The organism is Streptomyces sp. SM10 (assembly GCF_002910915.1).
Classification (GTDB): Bacteria; Actinomycetota; Actinomycetes; order Streptomycetales; family Streptomycetaceae; genus Streptomyces.
In genome coordinates this window covers 1-19,420 of the sequence record NZ_NEUF01000064.1, presented here as the reverse complement: position 1 = coordinate 19,420, position 19,420 = coordinate 1, and the positions used below count along the sequence as shown (strand labels likewise).

The 19,420-nt window shown below is 72.0% G+C and carries 17 protein-coding genes and 1 pseudogene; 9 read left to right on the top strand and 9 right to left on the bottom strand.

What is annotated here, in order from left to right:
• The 3 genes and pseudogenes from B9S57_RS08620 to B9S57_RS08610 form a co-directional block, all read right to left on the bottom strand.
• The coding region (locus B9S57_RS08620; RefSeq protein ID WP_181011272.1) for a transposase family protein at positions 1-412 on the bottom strand (412 nt) is incomplete at its 3' end.
• 115 nt (positions 413-527) lie between these two features.
• A pseudogene (locus B9S57_RS08615) lies at positions 528-680 on the bottom strand (DUF255 domain-containing protein); the annotation flags it as partial.
• A gap of 188 nt (positions 681-868) precedes the next feature.
• Entirely contained in the window at positions 869-2,761 is a 1,893-nt protein-coding gene (locus tag B9S57_RS08610; protein ID WP_103514942.1) for an alkyl/aryl-sulfatase, read from the bottom strand.
• A 203-nt stretch (positions 2,762-2,964) separates the two neighbouring features.
• On the opposite strand from B9S57_RS08610, the gene B9S57_RS08605 reads away from it, so the two are divergent.
• The gene (locus tag B9S57_RS08605) at positions 2,965-3,516 is read left to right on the top strand and encodes an LURP-one-related/scramblase family protein (protein WP_258036294.1); all 552 of its coding nucleotides are present in this window, start codon (positions 2,965-2,967) and stop codon (positions 3,514-3,516) included.
• A 153-nt stretch (positions 3,517-3,669) separates the two neighbouring features.
• Positions 3,670-6,897 (top strand): tetratricopeptide repeat protein, encoded by a 3,228-nt coding sequence (locus tag B9S57_RS08600; protein ID WP_103514941.1) that lies wholly within the window; start codon positions 3,670-3,672, stop codon positions 6,895-6,897.
• Between the two features lie 101 nt (positions 6,898-6,998).
• Here B9S57_RS08600 and B9S57_RS08595 read toward each other — a convergent pair whose 3' ends face one another.
• Positions 6,999-7,271: a hypothetical protein gene (locus B9S57_RS08595; protein WP_103514940.1), complete on the bottom strand. Its 273-nt coding sequence runs from the start codon at positions 7,269-7,271 to the stop codon at positions 6,999-7,001.
• 1 nt (position 7,272) lies between these two features.
• Entirely contained in the window at positions 7,273-8,154 is an 882-nt protein-coding gene (mca, locus tag B9S57_RS08590) for a mycothiol conjugate amidase Mca (RefSeq protein ID WP_103514939.1), read from the bottom strand.
• Between the two features lie 97 nt (positions 8,155-8,251).
• Here mca and B9S57_RS08585 point away from each other — a divergent pair, with 97 nt between their 5' ends.
• Positions 8,252-8,656: a DUF4307 domain-containing protein gene (locus tag B9S57_RS08585; RefSeq protein ID WP_103514938.1), complete on the top strand. Its 405-nt coding sequence runs from the start codon at positions 8,252-8,254 to the stop codon at positions 8,654-8,656.
• A 187-nt stretch (positions 8,657-8,843) separates the two neighbouring features.
• Positions 8,844-9,341 carry a transcription elongation factor GreA gene (greA, locus tag B9S57_RS08580; protein ID WP_033297886.1) on the top strand — a complete coding sequence of 166 codons (498 nt, stop codon included), beginning with the start codon at positions 8,844-8,846 and terminating at the stop codon, positions 9,339-9,341.
• Positions 9,342-9,448: 107 nt separating this feature from the next.
• Here greA and B9S57_RS08575 read toward each other — a convergent pair whose 3' ends face one another.
• Complete coding sequence (locus B9S57_RS08575; RefSeq protein ID WP_103514937.1) at positions 9,449-10,327, bottom strand: alpha/beta fold hydrolase; 879 nt, start codon at positions 10,325-10,327, stop codon at positions 9,449-9,451.
• A gap of 110 nt (positions 10,328-10,437) precedes the next feature.
• On the opposite strand from B9S57_RS08575, the gene B9S57_RS08570 reads away from it, so the two are divergent.
• From B9S57_RS08570 to B9S57_RS08560, 3 genes are all read left to right on the top strand, one after another.
• A complete protein-coding gene (locus tag B9S57_RS08570) occupies positions 10,438-12,387 on the top strand; it encodes an AfsR/SARP family transcriptional regulator (RefSeq protein ID WP_103514936.1) in 1,950 nt (649 codons plus the stop codon).
• Positions 12,388-12,564: 177 nt separating this feature from the next.
• On the top strand, positions 12,565-14,109 hold the full coding sequence (locus tag B9S57_RS08565; protein WP_103514935.1) for an FMN-binding glutamate synthase family protein: 1,545 nt from the start codon (positions 12,565-12,567) through the stop codon (positions 14,107-14,109).
• 103 nt (positions 14,110-14,212) lie between these two features.
• Positions 14,213-14,920, top strand: coding sequence for a S9 family peptidase (locus B9S57_RS08560; RefSeq protein WP_258036293.1), 708 nt, complete (start codon positions 14,213-14,215; stop codon positions 14,918-14,920).
• 137 nt (positions 14,921-15,057) lie between these two features.
• Here B9S57_RS08560 and B9S57_RS08555 read toward each other — a convergent pair whose 3' ends face one another.
• The 3 genes from B9S57_RS08555 to ilvA form a co-directional block, all read right to left on the bottom strand.
• Positions 15,058-15,909, bottom strand: coding sequence for an ABC transporter permease (locus B9S57_RS08555; RefSeq protein ID WP_103514933.1), 852 nt, complete (start codon positions 15,907-15,909; stop codon positions 15,058-15,060).
• Positions 15,906-16,910, bottom strand: a complete 1,005-nt coding sequence (locus B9S57_RS08550) for an ATP-binding cassette domain-containing protein (RefSeq protein ID WP_103514932.1) — start codon at positions 16,908-16,910, stop codon at positions 15,906-15,908. Before B9S57_RS08550 ends, B9S57_RS08555 begins: the two co-directional genes overlap by 4 nt.
• 148 nt (positions 16,911-17,058) lie before the next feature.
• Positions 17,059-18,288: a threonine ammonia-lyase gene (gene ilvA / locus B9S57_RS08545; protein WP_103514931.1), complete on the bottom strand. Its 1,230-nt coding sequence runs from the start codon at positions 18,286-18,288 to the stop codon at positions 17,059-17,061.
• Positions 18,289-18,445: 157 nt separating this feature from the next.
• Between ilvA and B9S57_RS08540 the strand changes: the two genes are divergently transcribed.
• Together B9S57_RS08540 and B9S57_RS08535 are read left to right on the top strand one after the other, a co-directional pair.
• Positions 18,446-18,976: a MarR family winged helix-turn-helix transcriptional regulator gene (locus tag B9S57_RS08540; protein ID WP_103514930.1), complete on the top strand. Its 531-nt coding sequence runs from the start codon at positions 18,446-18,448 to the stop codon at positions 18,974-18,976.
• 81 nt (positions 18,977-19,057) lie between these two features.
• A complete protein-coding gene (locus B9S57_RS08535; protein ID WP_103514943.1) occupies positions 19,058-19,249 on the top strand; it encodes a DUF1059 domain-containing protein in 192 nt (63 codons plus the stop codon).
• Positions 19,250-19,420: the final 171 nt, after the last annotated feature.

The window sequence follows — 19,420 nt, the reverse complement described above, 5'->3', positions numbered from 1 at the left end:
CGAACGGGTCGGTGAGGACCTGGACGTTCATGCCGTGGCGCTTGTGTTTCCCGGAGTAGTACGGGGTGTCGGCGGCGATCCGGTCGATCGGCAGCAGGGTGCCGTCGAGGATGACGAACGCCTTCGCCCGGATCGCCTTGATCGCCTCGGCCAGGGACGGGGCGAGGGTGGCCAGGGTGTCGACGGCCTCGCGTATGTAGCGGAAGGCGGTCGCGATCCCGATGCCGAAACCGGCCGCGAGCTGTGCGTAGGTGTCACCGCACCGCAGGTGGGCCAGGGCCAGCAGAGCCTGTCGCGCTGCGGGAAGCCGCCGCCACCGCGTGCCGATCTCCCTCCGCCTGGCTGTCAGTTGCCCGGTCAGGAACCGCAGGGTGCGGGTGGACAGATCGATCGACGACGGGTAGACAAGCACACGAAGCTCCTGGCGGACACGGGTGATCTTGGTCGAGAACCCATCTACCAGGAGCTTCGTCGTTACGCAGGACCGTCCAGCTCGTGGTCAACGCCGCCAGCTTGGAAAAGGCTCAGTGGCACGAGGCGTAGCCGACGCTGAGCAGCACCGGGACGTTCCGCCTTCTGGCTTCCTCGAACGCGTCGGGCGACCACGGCCACCAGTCGACGGGATCGTCGGCGTGCTGGAGGAGGTACGGGGACACGGTCTGCGCAAGTCGGTTGGGCATGCGCCGATCCTCGCGCACCGACGGGTGGCGTCGGGGACGGACTCACGGGGGGCGGAGTCCGGCCCCCGGGGCGCCCACCCGGAGCGGCGGCGAACCCGGCGCCCGGGTCGTGAAGGTGGACCGGTACGCCAGGGCAGCCATCCCCTTCTCGCGTCTGCGGGGCGCCGGCGCGTCGGGCCGCCGGCTCGTCAGGGGGTGACGACGGGGAAGTCCTGGTCGCCGGGGTCGAGGACGGAGGTGAGCCGCTGGAGCGCCGACGCGTCGCCCTCGACCCGGACACCCGCCCGGTCGAGGCCCTCCGGGGTGAGCCCGGTGGCGGCCAGTGCGGAGAGCGCCGGGACCGTGCAGGTGAGGGTGGCGTCGGCGGGCGTCCGCTGCGGTGCGGCGGTGTAGCTGAGCACGCCGTTGCGCAGACGCAGACGGTAGCGCTCGTCGGCGTCGGTGAGGTGGACGTCGAAGGTGAGCTTCTCGTCCCAGGCCCTGGGGCCGTCGATCTGGATGGCGATCGCGTCGAACAGCATCGTCGGGGTGAGGTTCGCGACGATGTCGGGGGAGGCGGCGACCGTGGGGGTGCCGAACCGGCCGTCGCGCAGTTCGACGGCGCCGGAGAGGTAGAAGTTGCGCCAGGTGCCGTTCTCCGCGCCGTAGCCGAGCTGTTCGAGCACGTCGGCGAGCAGCGCACGCGCCGCCGCGTGGCCGGGCTCGGCGAACACGACGTGGCTGAGCACCTCGGCCGCCCACCGGAAGTCGCCCTCCTCGTACGAACCGCGCGCCTTGCCGACGACCGCGTCGGCGCCGCCCATGAATTCGACGTAGCGCTTGCCGGCCTCGGTCGGGGGGTGTTGCCACAGGTGAGCGGGGTTGCCGTCGAACCAGCCCATGTAGCGCTGGTAGACGGCCTTGAGGTTGTGGCTGACGGAACCGTAGTAGCCGTGGGTGCTCCAGGCGCTCTCGAGCGCGGGCGGCAGTTCCAGGTGCTCGGCGATCTCGCTGCCGGTCCAGCCCTTGTTGATGAGGCGCAGGGACTGGTCGTGGAGGTAGCCGTACAGGTCGCGCTGGATCTCGAGGAAGGCGACGACGCGTTCCTGACCCCAGGTCGGCCAGTGGTGCGAGGCGAACGCCACGTCGGTCGAGGTGCCGAACAGGTCGACCGACTCGGTCAGAGCCTGCGACCAGGCATGCGGGTCACGGACCACGGCGCCCCGCAGGGTCAGCAGGTTGTGCATGGTGTGCGTGGCGTCCTCGGCGGTGCACAGCGCTCTGAGGTCGGGGAAGTGGATGAGGAGTTCGGCGGGCGCCTCGGTGTTCGGGGCCATCTGGAAGACCATGCGGATGCCGTCGACGGTCTCCTCCTGTCCCGTCTCGGTGATGAACAGCGTCGGCGGGATCAGGGTGACGGTGCCGGTCGAGGTCGTCTGGCCGAGCCCGGCGCCCACCGAACCCCGCGGCCCCCGGGCGAGCGCCGCCCCGTACATGTAGGCGGCGCGCCGGGCCATAGCGGTGCCCGCGTAGACGTTCTCGGCCACCGCGTGCTCGGTGAAGCCCTCCGGTGCGATGACGGGTACGCGCCCGGCGTCGACGTCCTCCTGGGTGGTGACGCCCTTGACGCCGCCGAAGTGGTCGGCGTGCGAGTGGGTGTAGAGGACGCCGGTGACCGGGCGCTCGCCGCGGTGCTCCCGGTAGAGCGCCAGCGCCGCGGCGGCGGTCTCCGTGGAGATCAGCGGGTCGATGACGAGGACACCGGTGGCGCCCTCGACGAACGTCACGTTCGACAGGTCGAGTCCGCGCACCTGGTAGATGCCCTCGACCACCTCGAACAGACCCTGTTCCGCCACGAGTCGGGACTGGCGCCACAGGCTCGGGTTCACGGTGTCGGGGGCGTCGCCCTCGAGGAAGGCGTAGGTGTCGTTGTCCCAGACGACCGTGCCGTCCTCGGCGGTGACCGCGCCCGGGACGCGACGGGCGATCAGCCCGCGCGTCGCGTCGTCGAAGTCCTGGGTGTCGGAGAACGGGAGGCGCTCCCGGAGCTCCGTCTGCTGCTGCGTGACGGAGGGGTGCGCGGCGTGTGCGGCGGAAGTCATAGATGGATATTCGCACCTATAGCAGCATATCGCCTGCATGTCCCCCGGCGCTCCGGCGCGGCAGGCCGGAGGTGACGCGTCCGAACAGGTGAGCCCCGGTCGCCGCACACGGCTCGCGCGCGTTGACTGGATCCGCACCGCACACGACGACGGATCAGAGGATCCGGGCCCGCCGGCCCGTCGGTCCGAAGAGGAGGACGCTCATGATGTTCGACGACCGACGGGCTCGCCGCCAGGCCAACCGCGCCTTCGACCACGGCGAAGGCGTCACCCGCTACCGCATGCGGCAGAAGGCGGTCTCCTTCGGGGACGACTACTGGGTGGACGACGCCTCCGGCGAGCATGTGTACAAGGTCAACGGGAAGGTGCTGCGGCTGCGCCGGACCTGGTCCATCGAGGACCGCCAGGGGAACCGGGTGGCCCGCGTGCAGAGCCGCCCCGTGCGCATCAAGGACTCGATGGAGATCGAGGACGCGGCCGGGAACCGGATCGCCCTGGTCAAGCAGGCGCTGGTCGGCCCCGTCCGGGACCGCTGGAGGATCAAGCGGAACAGCGGGGAGGACCTGAGGGTGCGTGGCAGCGTCCTCGACCACGAGTACACCGTCGAACGCGGTGGCATCAAGGTCGCCGAGGTCTCCAAGAAGTGGTTCCGGCTGCGCGACACCTACGGGCTCGATGTCGCCGACACCACCGACCACGCCACGATCCTGGCGGCCGCCATCGCGATCGACGCCATGACGCACCCCGGCACCTGACCGACGCCATGACCCGCCCCGGCACCTGGCGGACAGGCGGGCCGGAGCGCCGCCGGGGAGCGCATCGCTCCCTCGCGCCGACGGGCCGCAGGCAGGACACTGGATGCCTGTGACGGCCGGCCGGGTCGCAGTCGCTGGAATCTGGGGGGACGCATGCGGGACAGTCATCGGGCCGAAGCCGAAAGGCTGTTGGTACGCGCCGTGGAGGAGGAGGTGCGGCGGAGGGGCGGCCGGACGGACTCCGGCGCGCTGCTGGCGCGGGCGCGGGGCGCGCTCGACACCATGGCCGCGGGCGCGGCCGAGGAGTACGCCGCCTACACCCGGTCGCTGGACGCCGCGGGGGCAGGTCAGCAACCGCTGTCGGCGCGCTTCAGCAGAGCAGCCCTGGGAACACCGCTGCTGGTGACGGGGGTCGCGGCCGCGGCGGCCTTCGGCGCGGACCTCGCGCTCGGCACGGCGACGGGTCTCGCCCTGGGTGCGGGCGCGGTCGTCGCCGTCGCCGGGACGACCGCGACGGTGGCCCGGGTGACCGCCTCGCACTGGCCAGCGGCGCACCGCAGGGCCGGCGAACGGAACCAGCCCGGAGGCCCCGAACAGCTGCGGCTGGCATGGCTGACGGCCCTGGAGGTCCGGGGCATCCGCCCGTTCCTCGACCAGCAGCGCGTGCTGACGGCCTCGGCCCGCCCGCCGAAGAAGGCGGGCGCGTCGGTGGTGGCGCAGCTGCGCGGCGGCGACCGCAGCGCGGCCGCCCGCACCCGCTCGCTGCTCGACCAGTCCTTCGGCCATCTGCCTTCCTTGGAGGGCCCGTTCGCGGGGCGCCGCGCCGAACTGGCCCAGATCGCCCAATGGGTGCAGGCGGCCCGTGCCGCGACCGAGACCAGGCCGACCGTCGTCGTCCTGCACGGCGCCCCGGGCTCCGGGCGCACCACGCTCGCCGTGCGGGCGGCGCACGCCCTCAAGGACCAGTTCCGCGGGGCCTGTGTGGTCGACCTGCGCGGCGGTGTCGCCGGAGAGACCCCGCTGCCGACCCGGGACGCCCTGCTCCACCTGCTCAACCGGCTGGGCGCACCGCGCGAACAGCTGCTCTTCCGGGAGCGCTCCTCCGCCGACCAGCAGGTGCGGCGGCTGGGCGAGCTCTACCACCAGCACCTGACGGGTACGCCCGTCACGGTCGTCCTGGACGACGCCACCGATGCCGCCCAGGTCCGCACGCTCGTGCCCGAACGCTCCGACAGTCTGGTCCTGGTCACGTCCCGCGAGCCTCTCGACCTGCCCGGCGACATCCCGGCCCGGGTCCACCACCTGTCCGTCGGCGGCCTGGGCGCCGCGGGCGCCGAGGAGCTGCTGCGCGACTCCGCCGAGGACGAGGAGGCGGGCCCCTACGACCACTCCTCGACCGACACCGTCACCGAACTGTGCGGCGGGCTGCCGCTCGCCCTGCGCATCGCGGGCTCCGCGCTCGGCGCGCGCACCAGGTCGGAGCTGGCCGAGGCCCTCGGGGCGTACGGTCCGGTCGCCCCCGTGGAGCGGGCGCTGTGGCTGCGCTACACCGACCAGTCCGAGGCGGCCCGCCGGCTGCTGCGGCGGCTCGCACTGGCCGGACGCGCCAGCCTCGGGGCGGCGGCCGCCGCGTCGCTGCTCTCCTCCGACGAGCAGGAGGCGGGCCGCCTCCTGCAGTCGCTGGCCCGGGCCGGGCTCCTGGTCCATGTGCGGGGCTCGCGCTACCGGCTGCACGACCTCGTGCGGGACTTCGCCCTGGCGCGGCTGCTGGACGAGGAGCCCGCGGCGGACCGTACGGCCGCCCAGGAACGCCTCATCCAGAACTACGCGGAGCTCGCCGACGCGGTGATCCGCATGGTGGACGGCAAGATGTCCACCCGCGCCGGGCAGTTCGGCTCGCACGGCTTCGGCTCGCTGGACGCGGCCCTGCGCTGGCTGGACGACGAGTCGAGCTTCATCACCTCGGCGTTGCGGCACACGGAGGGCGTCGACCAGGGTGCGGTGCTCCACCTGCTGGGCGCCCTGTGCGACTACTGCCTGCTGCGCGGCGACCTGTACCGGCTCGGCGAGATCAGCGAGCTGACGCAGGCGGTCGACCAGGGCCTCCTGGAGCGGTCGGTCCAGTGGCGTACGGGTATCGCGGCCCGGCAGCTCGGTGAGCTCGACAAGGCCCGCACGACGCTGTCGTCCGTCGTCGGTCTCTACCGCGAGGCGCAGAACGACGCGGGCGCCGCCCTCGCACTCTGCTCCCTCGGTATCACCCTGCACCACCAGGGCAATCTGAGTGAGGCCTCGGCGCGACTGCGGGAGGCACTCGCCCTCCAGGAATCGCCGGAGCAGGCCGAGGACCGCGCCTGGTCCCTGCACGCCCTGGCCGCCGTCGAGCGTGACCGGGCCCATCTGGCCGAGGCCCTGACGCTGCTGGACACCGCGCTGGCGCTGCACCGCGAGGGCGAGTCGCTGCACGGCGAGGCCTGGACGCACTTCCAGCTCGGCCAGGTCTGCCTGCGGATGGGAGAGGTCGCCCGGGCCGAGGAGGAGCTGTCCACGGCGCTGGACCTGTACGGCCGCACCCGGGACGAGCGCGGGGAGGCCTGGGCCCTGACGCAGCTGGCCCGCGCCCGGCTGATGGACGGAGACGTCGGCAGCACGGCACCGGCGGTGGAACAGCTGCGCGGGGCGCTCGCCCGGCACCGGGGCAACGAGGACGCGCGGGGCGAGGCCTGGACGCGGTACTACCTGGGTCAGGCGCTGGAGGAGGACGGCGACACCGACCAGGCCGTACGCGAGCTGGAGCGGGCCCGCACGATGTTCTCCCGGATGCGGGACGTCTACGGGCTGGCGTGCGCCCGCCACCACTCGGGGCGCGTCACCCGCGACCAGCGGGCCGCGCAGACGGGCAACCTGCGCAACTCCGGCTTCGCCCGTCAGCTCCTGGTGGACGCACGGGCGGACTTCCGGCGCATCGGGGTGGCCCACGGCGAGGCGTGGACCTGCCTGGAGCTGGCGCTGGTCGACGGCGGCAACAACCGCGCGGCGCAGGCGCTGGAGCTGTGCGGCGAGGCGATCACCCTGTTCGCCTCGTACGGCGACGTCCGGGGCGGTGACTGGGCCGCGTTCCTGCGGTGCACCCTGCTGCCGTACGCCTCACCGGGCGGCAGCGAGGTGGGCACCGCGGTGGCCCATCAGGAGCTCGCGGACCTGCTGGACGCCGCCCATCCGCTGCGGGACGCGAAGCTGGAGGACTGCGCGGAGGCCTTCCGGGTGGTCCTGAACCGCGGGGTCGACCTGGACGACGGGTGGCAGGCCTGGCGGCTCGGCCTGACGCCGTCCCGGCACGCCCGCGAGGTGATGGGGGTGCCGGTCGGCGTACGGCCCTGACCGCGCAGGCGGGCAGGCCGGCGGGACCGGCGTACGCCCCCGACCGCGGAGGCGGGCGCCGGGCGGGAAGGGCCCGCCCTGCGGCAGCCCGTCCCGGCGCGTCAGCCCTGGCCGGAGGCGGTCGCCTTCTTCGTGCTGCCCGAGGCGGCGGCCTCGGCCTTCCCCTCGGTGCCCGCGGGCACCGCCGCCGGGTCGGGTGCCTCCTCGAAGTCGACCTTGCCCATGTGGCGGTTCATCGACTTCATCAGGAACCACACCCCGACGGCGAGCGCCGCGAAGACGAGGAAGCCGAGAACGCCGGGGGTCACCTTGTTCTTGTCGAGCTCGTCGGCGGCGAGCGGAACGAGCTGCGTCAGTGCCTGGGTCGCGTACATATCAGGCATTGTCGCGGATGCCCGCGAAGAGGTCGCTCTCGGGGAGGGAGGTATCGACCAGGGACTTGGCCAGCTCGTACTCCTCGGTCGGCCAGATCTCCCGCTGGACGTCCATCGGGACCCGGAACCAGCCCCCGTCCGGATCGATCTGCGTGGCGTGCGCGATCAGCGCCTTGTCGCGGATCTCGAAGAAGTCGTCGCACGGGATGTGCGTGGTCAGCGTGCGTTCGGCGCGCTCGAACTCCTTCCAGCGCTCCAGCCAGTCGCCGTACGGGGACTCCAGCCCGCGGGCGAGGAGCCCTTCGTGCAGGGCGACCGTGCGCGGCTTGTTGAAGCCCTGGTTGTAGTAGAGCTTCTGCGGCTGGAAGGCCGGCCCGAACTCCGCCTCGGGGAACCTCTCGGTGTCCCCGGCACCCTCGAACGCGATCATGGAGATCGTGTGGGTCTTGATGTGGTCGGGGTGCGGGTACCCGCCGTTCTCGTCGTAGGTGGTGATCACCTGCGGCCGGAACGCCCGGATCTTCGCGACGAGACGCCCCGCCGCCGTCTCGTCGTCCTCCAGCGCGAAGCAGCCCTCGGGCAGCGGCGGCAGCGGGTCACCCTCGGGCAGACCCGAGTCGACGAAGCCCAGCCACTCCTGCTTGACGCCGAGGATCTCCCGGGCCTCGTCCATCTCCTTCTTGCGCACCTCGTGGATGTTCGCCTCGATGTACGCGTCCCCCTGGAGCTTCGGGTTGAGGATGGATCCCCGTTCGCCCCCTGTGCAGGTGACGACCAGGACGTCCACCCCCTCGGACACGTACTTGGCCATGGTGGCCGCGCCCTTGCTCGACTCGTCGTCGGGGTGGGCGTGTACGGCCATCAGTCTCAGCTGCTCGGTCAAGACTCGGTCCTCAGTGATCGGTCGCAGTGGTCGGCTTCTATAGTGACTGAACCGGGGGGTGGAAAATTCCTCGATCCCCGGCACAGGAGGAACGATCATGGCAGCGGTGCGCGAGGCCTTGCCCGAGGGGCGCTACGGCCGGTCGCGGGACGAGCGCGCGGGCCGCACGCTGAAGATCGTCGGCTCCGTACTGGGTGTCGCCTTCCTGGCCATGATCGGCTGGTTCGGCTACGACTACGTGGCCGGCCAGGACGTCAGCGCCGAACTCATCAAGTCGAAGATCGTCTCGGACGACCGGGCCGAGGCCCACCTCGAGGTCCGCAAGGACCGGGACGTCGACGGGCACTGCACGCTCCGCGCGCTGAGCGAGGAGGGCGGCGAGGTCGGCCGGGCGGACTTCCGGTTCGACGAGCGCTCCGAGCGGATCGACGAGGTCGTCTCCCTGCGCACCACCTCCAGGGCGACCGCGGTGGAACTGAAGGGGTGCGCGGCGGACCGCTGACGTGCGGGGCGCGCGCCGCCCCTGATGCCCGCGCTCCCGCGCCGACCTGCGCGAACGCGCGTGTGACGGTTTACCTTCTCCCCCTTTTCGCGCGGAATTGTTAGGCTCGTTGTTTCGCCCACCCGTGGCAGCGCATGCTGGGGGTAGGGCGTTGCTTTGTATTCCCAGCACCGACGAGGAGCACCCTGTGACCCAGACCAGCGATAACGTCACCTGGCTCACGCCGGAGGCGTACAACCAGCTGAAGGCGGAGCTGGAGTACCTGTCTGGTCCCGCGCGCACGGAGATCTCCGTCAAGATCGCGGCGGCCCGCGAGGAGGGTGACCTCCGCGAGAACGGCGGATACCACGCGGCCAAGGAGGAGCAGGGCAAGATGGAGCTCCGGGTCCGTCAGCTGACCCAGCTTCTGGAGCACGCGAAGGTCGGCGAGGCCCCCGCCGACGACGGCGTGGTCGAGCCCGGCATGGTCGTGACCATCGCCTTCGACGGCGACCCGGACGACACGGTGACCTTCCTGCTCGCCTCCCGCGAGTACGCCAGCACGGACATCGAGACCTACTCCCCGCAGTCCCCGCTCGGCACGGGCGTGAACGGCAAGCGGGTGGGCGACGACGCGGAGTACGAGCTCCCGAACGGCAAGAAGGCCACGGTGAAGATCGTCTCGGCCAAGCCGTACCAGGGCTGACCCCCCACACACGTACGGAGCCCCGGCCGCGAGTGCGGCCGGGGCTCCGTCGTGCCCGGGGCCGGCGGGCCACGGCCCCACGTCCGGATCAGGCCGGGCTCGCGGGCTCAGCGGGCCAGCAGGTCCCGGATCGCCGCCGCGATCTCGTCGGGAGCCTCCTCGGCCATGAAGTGCCCCGCCCTGGTCAGCCGGTGCTCCAGGTCCGGCGCCCAGGCCTTCCACACTCCGGCGGCGTCGAACCCCAGCTGCGCGCCCCAGTCCTGCTGGATGACCGTCACGGGCATGGCCAGCTGCGACCCGGCGTCCAGGTCCGCCTGGTCGTGTGCGACGTCGATGCCCGCGGAGGCCCGGTAGTCGGCGACGATCGACGTCACCGCCGCCCCGCTCGCCCGCAGGTACTCGGCACGCACCTCCTCCGGCATGGCGACCGGGTCGGCGGCCCAGGCGTCGAGGAACGAGCCGAAGAACGCGTCCGCGCTGTTGGCGATCATCGTCTCCGGCAGTCCGGGCGGCTGCGCCATGAGGAAGAGGTGGTAGCCGACCGCCGCCGGGACGCCGTGCAGGACGTTCCACATGTCGGGCGTCGGCACGACATCGAGGATGCCCAGGTGCGTGACGGTCTCCGGGTGGTCCAGCCCCGCCCGGAAGGCGACCAGCGCGCCCCGGTCGTGGCCGACGAGAGCGAAGCGCTCGTGGCCGAGCGCCGCCGCCAGGGCGACGACGTCGGCGGCCATGGTGCGCTTGGCGTAGACGTCGGGGCCGGTGGCCTCCGGTTTGTCGCTGGCGCCGTAGCCCCGCAGGTCGGGACAGATGACCGTGTGCTCTTCGGCGAGCCGCTCGGCGACGTGCCGCCACATCAGGCGGGTCTGGGGGAAGCCGTGCATCAGCACGACCGGGGTGCCGCTGCCGCCGACAGAGGCAGCCAGCTCCACCCCGTCCGCACCGGGGAGGCGGATGTCGTCGAAGCCGCGAAGGGTGAGCGTCATGAGGGACCGTCCTGTCGGGTCGGGGGCTGACCGGACCAGCGTGGGCGACGGCGATCAGCAGCCGATCAGTACGGTTGGGCGCGGCCGCCCCCGGCACGGAGGATGGGTGCATGCGAATCGACGCGCTCGGTGCCGTGCGGGCCTCCCACGACGACGGGAGCCCGGTCGGCCTGGGCGGGCCCCGCCATCGTGAGGTGCTCGCCCGGCTCGTGGCCGCCGAGGGACGGATGGTCACCACCGACACCTTGGTCGACGACCTGTGGACCGACCCGCCGGCCCGCGCCGTGGGCGCTCTGCGTACGTTCGTCGCCGCGCTGCGCCGCGCCGTCGAACCCGACCGGCCGCCCCGCGATCCCCCGCGCGTCCTCGTCACCGAGGGCCCCGGCTACGCGCTGCGCCTGCCGCGCGAGGACGTGGACGTCCACCGGTTCGAGGACACCCTGGCCCGCGCCCGGCACAACCCCGACGCGGTGACCGACCTCGGCACGGCACTCGCGGCCTGGCGAGGCCCCGCCTACGCCGACGTGACGGGCTCCGTATGGGCACAGCGCGAACGGACCCGGCTGGAGGAGCTGAGGCTCGAGGGGGTGGAACTGCGTGCCCACATCCTCCTCGACTCCGGGGAGGGGGCCGCTCTCGTCGCCGGACTGGGCGCCCATGTCGCCGAACATCCGTGGCGCGAGCCGGCCTGGGGACTGCTCGCCCGGGCGCTCCACCGGGCGGGCCGCCAGGCCGACGCGCTCGCCACCCTCCGTCGCGCCCGCGCCATGCTCGTCGGTCAGCTGGGGCTCGACCCCGGCGCCGGCCTCCGGCGGCTGGAGGCGGACATCCTCAACGGGTACGAGCCCCTGGGAGCCGCGCCTGCCCCGTGGACCGGCCACGGGGTCCGGCTCGGCCCGCGCACCACCGTGGATCTGGCCCGCACCCTCGCGCTGGCGGGCGGCGAGGCCCTCGTCCACTCCCGGCGCGACCGTCTCGCCGCCGTCCGGGCGGCGGAACGGACCGGGGACCTCACCCTGACGGCCCGGATCATCGGCGCCTACGACGTGCCCGCCATCTGGAGCCGGGCCGACGACCCCGAGCAGTCCCGCGCCGTCGTCGCGGCTGCCGAGCGGACGCTCGCCGCGCTCGGCCCCGACGGCCCCGCCGACCTGGTCGCCCGCCTCCTGGCCACGGTCGCCGTCGAGAGCCGCAGCGCGGATCTGTCCCGGGCCGCGCTGGAGCGCGCCCATCAGGCGGCGCGGCGGGCCGAGACGCTGGCACGGGAGCAGGCCGATCCCGCCCTGCTGGCGTTCGCCCTCAACGGAGTGTTCCTGCAGTCCTTCTCCAACCCCGGTCTCGCCCTCGTACGGGACAGGACCGGCGCCGAGATCCTCGGCCTGGCCACCCGCCACGCGCTGCCGGACTTCGCCGTGCTCGGCCGGCTCGTACGCCTGCAGTCCGCCTCGGCCCTCGGCGACCTCGACGCCGCGCTCTCGCACGCCGACGCGGCCGAACAGCTCGCCGCCACGACCGAGGCGCCCCTCGTCCCCGTCCTCACCAGGTGGTTCCGCGCCCGGGCCACGGCCGCCCGCAGTGCCGAACCCGGTGGACCGACCGCCGCCGAGGCCGCGGCGCACTACCGCGCTGCGGAGGACGCCCTCCGGACGGCCGGAATGCCGGGGCTGCACCGCGGTCTCCTCCCGCTCGCCATCCTGGGGCTGCGCCTGCTGCACGACCGGCCCGCGCCCACCGACCCGCACCTCGACTGGGGCCCTTACGGACCCTGGGCGCGCCCTCTCGTGCTGCTCGCCCAGGGCCGGGCCGAGGAGGCCCGTGCGGCCCTCGCCGCGGTGCCCGACCCCCCGCGTGACCACATGCAGGAGGCGCTGTGGTGCCTGACCGCCCACGCAGCCGCCCGCCTCGGCGAGCGCGGGACCGCCGCACGGGCGGCGGCCGCCCTGCGCGACGCCCGTGCGGAAGACGCCGGCGCCGCGAGCGGGATGCTGACCCTGGGCCCGGTGGCGCGCTACCTGGTGGAGGCGGAGGCCTGCGCCGGCCCGCACACACCGACGCCGTGAACCGGCAAGCCCCCGTTGGCAAGCCTGGTCACAGGCCGGTCCGAGCGGGCTCCTAGTATGAGAAACCGTGTTCTACGACGGACGCTGACGCCCGCTTGGTCGTGCCCGCCGCCCAACGCCTGACACCACGTCCAACGCGCGGCGACAGAGAGCCGAGCATCGAGGAGAGGAACGTTCATGCGCGCCCGGAGCATCGCAGCGGCCACCGCGACAGCAGTAGCGCTGGTGGCGGCCCGCGACCTCGTCCAGAAGAAGCACGCACTGCTCCGGAACTTCCCGGTGATCGGGCACGCCCGCTACCTGCTGGAGACGATCGGGCCGGAACTGCGGCAGTACATCGTGACCTCCAACGACGAGGAGCGCCCGTTCAGCCGCGACCAGCGCACGTGGATCTACGCGTCGGCGAAGGAGGAGAACAACTACTTCGGGTTCGGAACCGACAACGACGTCGAGCACATGCAGGGGCACGCGTACCTGAAGCAGCGCACGTTCGCCGGTGCGCTGCCCGACGTGCACGACCCGCAGGCCCCGCTGCCTTCGGCCAAGGTGCTGGGCGGGCCGCGTGGGCGCGCCCGGGCGTTCCGGCCGGCGAGCGTGGTGAACATCTCGGCGATGAGCTTCGGATCGCTCTCCGGTGCGGCGGTCACGGCGCTCAACAAGGGGGCGGCGCTGGCGGGCACGCTGCAGAACACCGGAGAGGGCGGCCTCTCGCCGTACCACCGCAACGGCGGCGACCTCGTCCTGCAGATCGGTACGGCGTACTTCGGCTGCCGCAACGAGGACGGCACCTTCAGCATCGACAAGCTCAAGGATGTCGTCGCCGACGCCCCGGTCAAGGCGATAGAGATCAAACTCTCCCAGGGCGCCAAGCCAGGGCTGGGCGGGATGCTGCCGGGCTCGAAGGTGACCCCGGAGATCGCCGGGATCCGCGGTATCCCGCTCGGCCAGGACTGCGCCTCGCCCTCGCGGCACACCGCGTTCAGCGACGTCGACTCGATGCTCGACCTCGTCGAACTGATCGCCACCGAGACCGGTCTGCCGGTCGGGGTCAAGAGCGCGGTCGGCGAGATGGACTTCTGGCAGGAGCTCGCCCAGCTTATGGCGCGTGGTGACCGTGGTGTCGACTTCGTGACCGTCGACGGCGGCGAGGGCGGCACCGGGGCGGCGCCGCTGACCTTCGCCGACTCGGTGTCCCTGCCGTTCCGGATGGGTTTCTCCCGGGTCTACGGCACCTTCGCCGAGCTGGGGCTGACCGACGACCTGACCTTCATCGCCTCCGGCAAGCTCGGCCTGCCCGAGAATGCCGCGGTCGCCTTCGCCCTGGGTGCCGACATGATCAACGTGGCACGTGAGGCGATGCTGTCGATCGGCTGCATCCAGGCGCAGAAGTGCCACACCGACAAGTGCCCCACCGGCATCGCCACCCAGAACCCCAGGCTGGCCCGCGGCATCGACCCGGCCTCGAAGGCCGCCCGGGCGGCTGCCTATCTGCGCACCCTGCGCAGGGAGCTGATGAAGATCTCGGCGGCCGTCGGCGTCGCCCACCCGGCACTCATCACAGCCACCGACGTGGAGATAATGAACGGCGACTACGACGCCCGCACCCTGCTCAGCGTCTACGGCTACAAGAACGGCTGGGGTGAGCTCGGCCCGCATCTCGCCGAGGAGCTCACCGCGCTGCTCACCACGGACCCGGCCTCCGAGCAGAAGCCGGTCGTCTGACCCGTCGGTATCACCCTGCCTGATCCGAACGAAAGACCCTAGGCGAGCACAAATGTCCGAAAAAGTGAGATTCCAAAGCACTGTCGGCCCTGAACTGGCCGGAGTGATCGACCATCCCGAGGGCGAGATCCGGGGCTGGGGACTCTTCGTGCACGGATTCACCCTCGGCAAGGACTCACCCGCCGCCTCGCGCGTCAGCAAGCAGCTGGCGCGCGAGGGGATCGGGATGCTGCGCTACGACAACCTCGGGATCGCCGACTCCGACGGCGACTGGGGGGACGGTTCCTTCACCATCAAGGTCCAGGACACGCTCCGCGCGATGGCCCTGATGGCGGAGCGGGGCACTCCGGTGGAACTGCTGGTGGGGCACTCGTGGGGAGGCGCGGCGGTCCTCGCCGCAGCGGCCGAGGCAACCGGCCTCCGCGCGCTCGCCACCATCGGGGCGCCCGTCGACCCCAGCCACGTCGAGCGCCAGTACGACGCGGTCATGGACCGCGTCCTCAGCGACGGGGCGCACGAGTGGTTCGTCGGCGGGCGGACCCTGGTCCTCAAGCGCGCCTTCGTCGAGGACGTCCGCCGGGCTCACCTGCGCGATCTGATCAGCGAGTTGAACCTGCCGCTCCTCGTCATGCACTCGCCCACCGACTCCACCGTCGACATCGCCAACGCCGGAGAGATCTTCCGCGAGGCACGGCACCCGCGAAGCTTCGTCGCGCTCGAGGAAGCAGACCATTTCCTGACCGCACGAGGACAGGCGCAGCGAGCCGCCCACATCATCAGCGCCTGGGCCGACCAGTACATCCGGGCGTGAGGTGATGTCCGGTTCCGGCCGGTCGACTTCACCACAGGATCGACCGTGCGAAACACCCGGGGCAGCCCGGCCCGAGTCCCTTACGGGACACGCCTGTCGGGGACTCGGGAAGGCACACGGCGCGGCGTGAGCCGCCGTCAGGCGGCCGCCTGGCGGTACTTGCGGACCGCCAGCGTGCGGAAGACGGCGATGATCACCACCGACCAGATGACCGAGGCCCCTACGGGATGCTGCATCGGCCAGGCGTCCGACGGGGAGACGCCGGGGTTCCCGAACAGCTCGCGGCACGCCTGGACGGTCGCACTGAACGGGTTCCACTCGGCGATGGGCTGGAGCCAGCCCGCCATGTTCTCGGTGGGCACGAAGGCGTTCGAGATGAACGTGACCGGGAACAGCCAGATGAGACCGCCCGAGGTGGCCGCTTCCGGGGTTCGTACGGACAGGCCGATCAGTGCGCCGATCCAGGAGAACGCGTAGCCGAGGAGCAGCAGCAGGGCGAAGGCCCCCAGAGCCTTCGGGATGCCCTCGTGGACGCGCCAGCCGACGAGCAGCGCGACGATCGTGAGCACGATGACGGTGAGCGTGGTCTGGACGAGGTCGGCGAGCGTACGTCCGGTGAGCACCGCACCGCGTGCCATGGGCAGCGAACGGAACCGGTCGATGAGCCCTTTGTGCATGTCGTCCGCGATTCCGGCACCCGCGCCGGCCGTGGCGAAGGTGACCGTCTGCGCGAAGATGCCCGCCATGAGGAACTCGCGGTAGCCGGCGGCGCTGGTCGAGCCGCCGACGACGAGTGACCCGCCGAAGACGTAGCTGAACAGCACGACGAACATGACCGGCTGGATGAGCCCGAAGAGGACCATCTCCGGGATCCGGCTCATCCGGATCAGGTTCCGGCGGGCGAGGACCAGGGAGTCGGCCACCGACCGGCCGATCGCCCCTCGGGACTTGAACGGTGTCGGTTTCGGTGTGTCCGTGACGGCACTCACTGCCCGTCCTCCTTCCGGCCCTCTGCGGCCTCGGTCGAAGCGTTCTCGCCGTTCCTCTCCAGCTCGGCCGCGTGGCCGGTGAGCGAGATGAAGACGTCGTCGAGGGTGGGGCGGCGCAGGCCGATGTCGTCGATCTCCACGCCGTGGGTGTCGAGGTCCCGGATCACCTCCGCGAGCAGTTTCGCCCCGCCGGTGACCGGGACGGTCAGCTTGCGGGTGTGCTCGGCGACGGAGATCTCGCCCTTGCCGTACGTGGCGAGCACCGAGCGGGCGGGCCCGATCTGGTCGGACTGGTGCACCACGACCTCGACGCGCTCACCGCCCGTACGGGCCTTGAGCTCGTCGGACGTACCACGGGCGATGACCCTGCCGTGGTCGATGACGCAGATGTCATGGGCGAGGTGGTCGGCCTCCTCCAGATACTGCGTGGTCAGCAGCAGCGTCGTACCGCCCGCGACGAGTTCCTCGATGACCTCCCACAGCTGCTGCCGGTTCCGCGGGTCCAGCCCGGTGGTGGGCTCGTCCATGAACATCACCGGTGGCGAGACGACGAGCGCCGCCGCCAGGTCGAGGCGCCGGCGCATGCCTCCGGAGTACGTCTTCGCGGTGCGGTCGGCGGCGTCGGCGAGGTTGAACTTCTCCAGGAGCTCCCCGGCCCGCTTCTTCGCGTCGCGTCCGCTCATCTGGTAGAGCTGCCCGACCATCTGGAGGTTCTCTCGGCCCGTGAGGTATTCGTCGACGGCCGCGAACTGGCCGGAGAGGCCGATCGAACGGCGGACCGCGTCGGGGTTCTTCAGTACGTCGACGCCCGCCACGACGGCCCGCCCGCTGTCCGGCTGGAGGAGGGTGGTCAGGACGCGTACCGCGGTGGTCTTGCCGGCACCGTTGGGCCCCAGCAGCCCGAGGACGGTGCCTTCGGGTACGTCGAGGTCGACGCCGTCCAGTGCTCGTACATCGCCGAAGGTCTTCACCAGGCCTTCGGCGTAAATGGCGCCTGGCATACGGGATTCCCCCAGTTGCTTCGCGTGAATTCCTGAGCGGATCGTAGAGTCCCCGGCCGTTGCGAACCGGGAACACCGGAATGTTCGGCGATGCACAGTAGGACGGCGCCGCGCGGCCCACAACAGGTTTTTCCGGGGGCTCCCGCCCTCAGATCCTCACCAGATAGCCCGCGGCCCGCAGGGCGGAGGCGACCTCCTCGCAGTGCTCGGGGCCCTTGGTCTCCAGATGGAGCTCCACCTCCGCCTCGGTGAGCCCGAGCCGGGGGTCGGTCCGTACGTGCTGGATGTCGAGCACGTTGGCGTCGGCGACGGTCAGGGTGGCGAGGAGCGCGGCCAGCGCCCCCGGACGGTCGGTGAGCCGGAGCCGCAGGCTCAGGTAGCGGCCCGCCGCGACCATGCCGTGCGTCAGGATGCGCTGCATCAGCAGGGGGTCGACGTTGCCGCCCGACAGCACGGCGACGACGGGCCCCCGGAACGCCTTCGGATCGCTGAGCAGTGCCGCGACCGGGCTCGCCCCAGCGGGTTCGACGACCATCTTCGCCCGCTCCAGGCAGAGCAGCAGGGCGCTGGACAGCTCGTCCTCGGAGACCGTGCGGACCTCGTCCACCAGCTCCTGGACCAGCGGGAACGTGAGGTCTCCGGGGCGTCCCACCTTGATGCCGTCGGCCATGGTCTGCACGGCGTCGAGCGCCACCGGGTAGCCGGCGGACAGCGAGGGCGGGAAGGCGGCGGCGCCCGCCGCCTGGACGCCGACGATCCGGACGTCGGGGCGCAGCGCCTTGACGGCGACGGCGATCCCCGCGGCGAGGCCGCCCCCGCCGATGCCGACGAGGATCGTGCGGACCTCCGGGCACTGCTCGAGGATCTCCAGCCCCACGGTGCCCTGGCCCGCGATGATGTCCGGGTGGTCGAAGGGGTGGATGAAGACGGCCCCGGTCTCCTCGGCGTACTCCTGGGCGGCGGCGAGCGTCTCGTCGACGACGTGGCCGTGCAGCCGGACCTCCGCGCCGTAGTCGCGGGTCGCCGCGACCTTCGGCAGGGGCGCGCCGACGGGCATGAAGACCGTGGAGCGTACGCCGAGCAGCGAGGAGGCGAGTGCTACACCCTGCGCATGGTTTCCGGCGCTCGCGGCCACCACGCCGGACGCCCGCTCGACGGGGGTGAGGCCGGCGATCCGCACGTAGGCGCCGCGCAGCTTGAAGGAACCGGTGCGCTGGAGGTTCTCGCACTTGAGGTGGACCGGGGCGCCGACGAGGGAGCTGAGGTGGCGGCTGCCCTCCATCCCGGTCGTCCGAGCGACCCCGGAGAGCATCTTCTGCGCGCCTCGGACGTCGTCGAGGATCAGCGGCGGAAAGGGGCCTGACGTACGGAAGGTCATGACCGCAAGTCTTGCAGCTCGGAGCGGTCGGGGCCGTCGCATCTCATGGCGGCCTGCGGTGGTGTCCACGGGTTTGTGCAGCGCTGGTACACGTTGCCCCGGGGCCGCGTACTCTGTCCCCCACCCATCCGACACCGCACGAAGAGAGCCCCCGGCCATGCCCCCTCAGGACATGACGACTGCTGCGTCTCCTTCCGGGGGCGCGACCCCCGGACATCCGGGAACGGACCACCTGCTCGACGCTCTCCAGCACCAGGTGGCCGTCTTCGCCCGCCGTGCCGAGCAGACACGCCTCGGCGGTGTCGGCCAGGTCCGCAACTCGATGGACCGGGCGGCCTATCTGCTGCTCAACCGGCTCGACGTGGAAGGCCCCATGGGCGTCAAGGCGCTGGCCGCGGGCATGGGGATCGACTCCTCGACCGTGACCCGGCAGGTCGCCCCGCTCGTCGACACCGGTCTGGTGAAGCGCACCTCGCACCCGGAGGACGGGCGCGCCGTCGTGCTGCAGCTGTCGCCGCGCGGCCAGGCCCGCCTGGAGGAGGTCCGTGCCTCGCGGCGCGAGCTGATGTCCCAGGTGACCGACGGCTGGAGCGAGGAGGAGCGTGACACGTTCTGCGCCCTGCTGACCCGGTTCAACGGCTCCCTGGCGGCCCGGCAGGCGGCGCACCAGCCGGTCCAGGAGAGCTGACCGGGAGCCTTCCCGGCCTGTCCCCGCGGCCGTTCGGATCTACCCTTGAAGTGCCTGCACTCGTACGCCGAGGAGGCCGTCATGACACGGAAGATCGCCGACTGCCGTAAGTATCCGAGCGTCTCGAACTGCTCGCTCACCATTTCCGGCGAGGAGGACGAAGTCGTCCGGGCCGCCGCCGAACACGCGGTCTCGGTCCACGAGCACACGGACAGCCCGGAGATGCGTGAGCAGATCCGGGCGTCGCTCGATGACGAGAAGGTCGCCGTCTGACCACCGCCGCGTCATCCGGGCGACGGGACGGGAGTGTCCCGCCGCCCGGATGACGGGTGGGCATGGGCCCCTGCGGCCGGAACCCGGGGCCGTACGTACGACCGCGCCCCGGGCGGGTGGGCTCTCCCCAGGTGGCGCCCGGGGCGTCCGGCGCACGGGATCTGCTGAGGG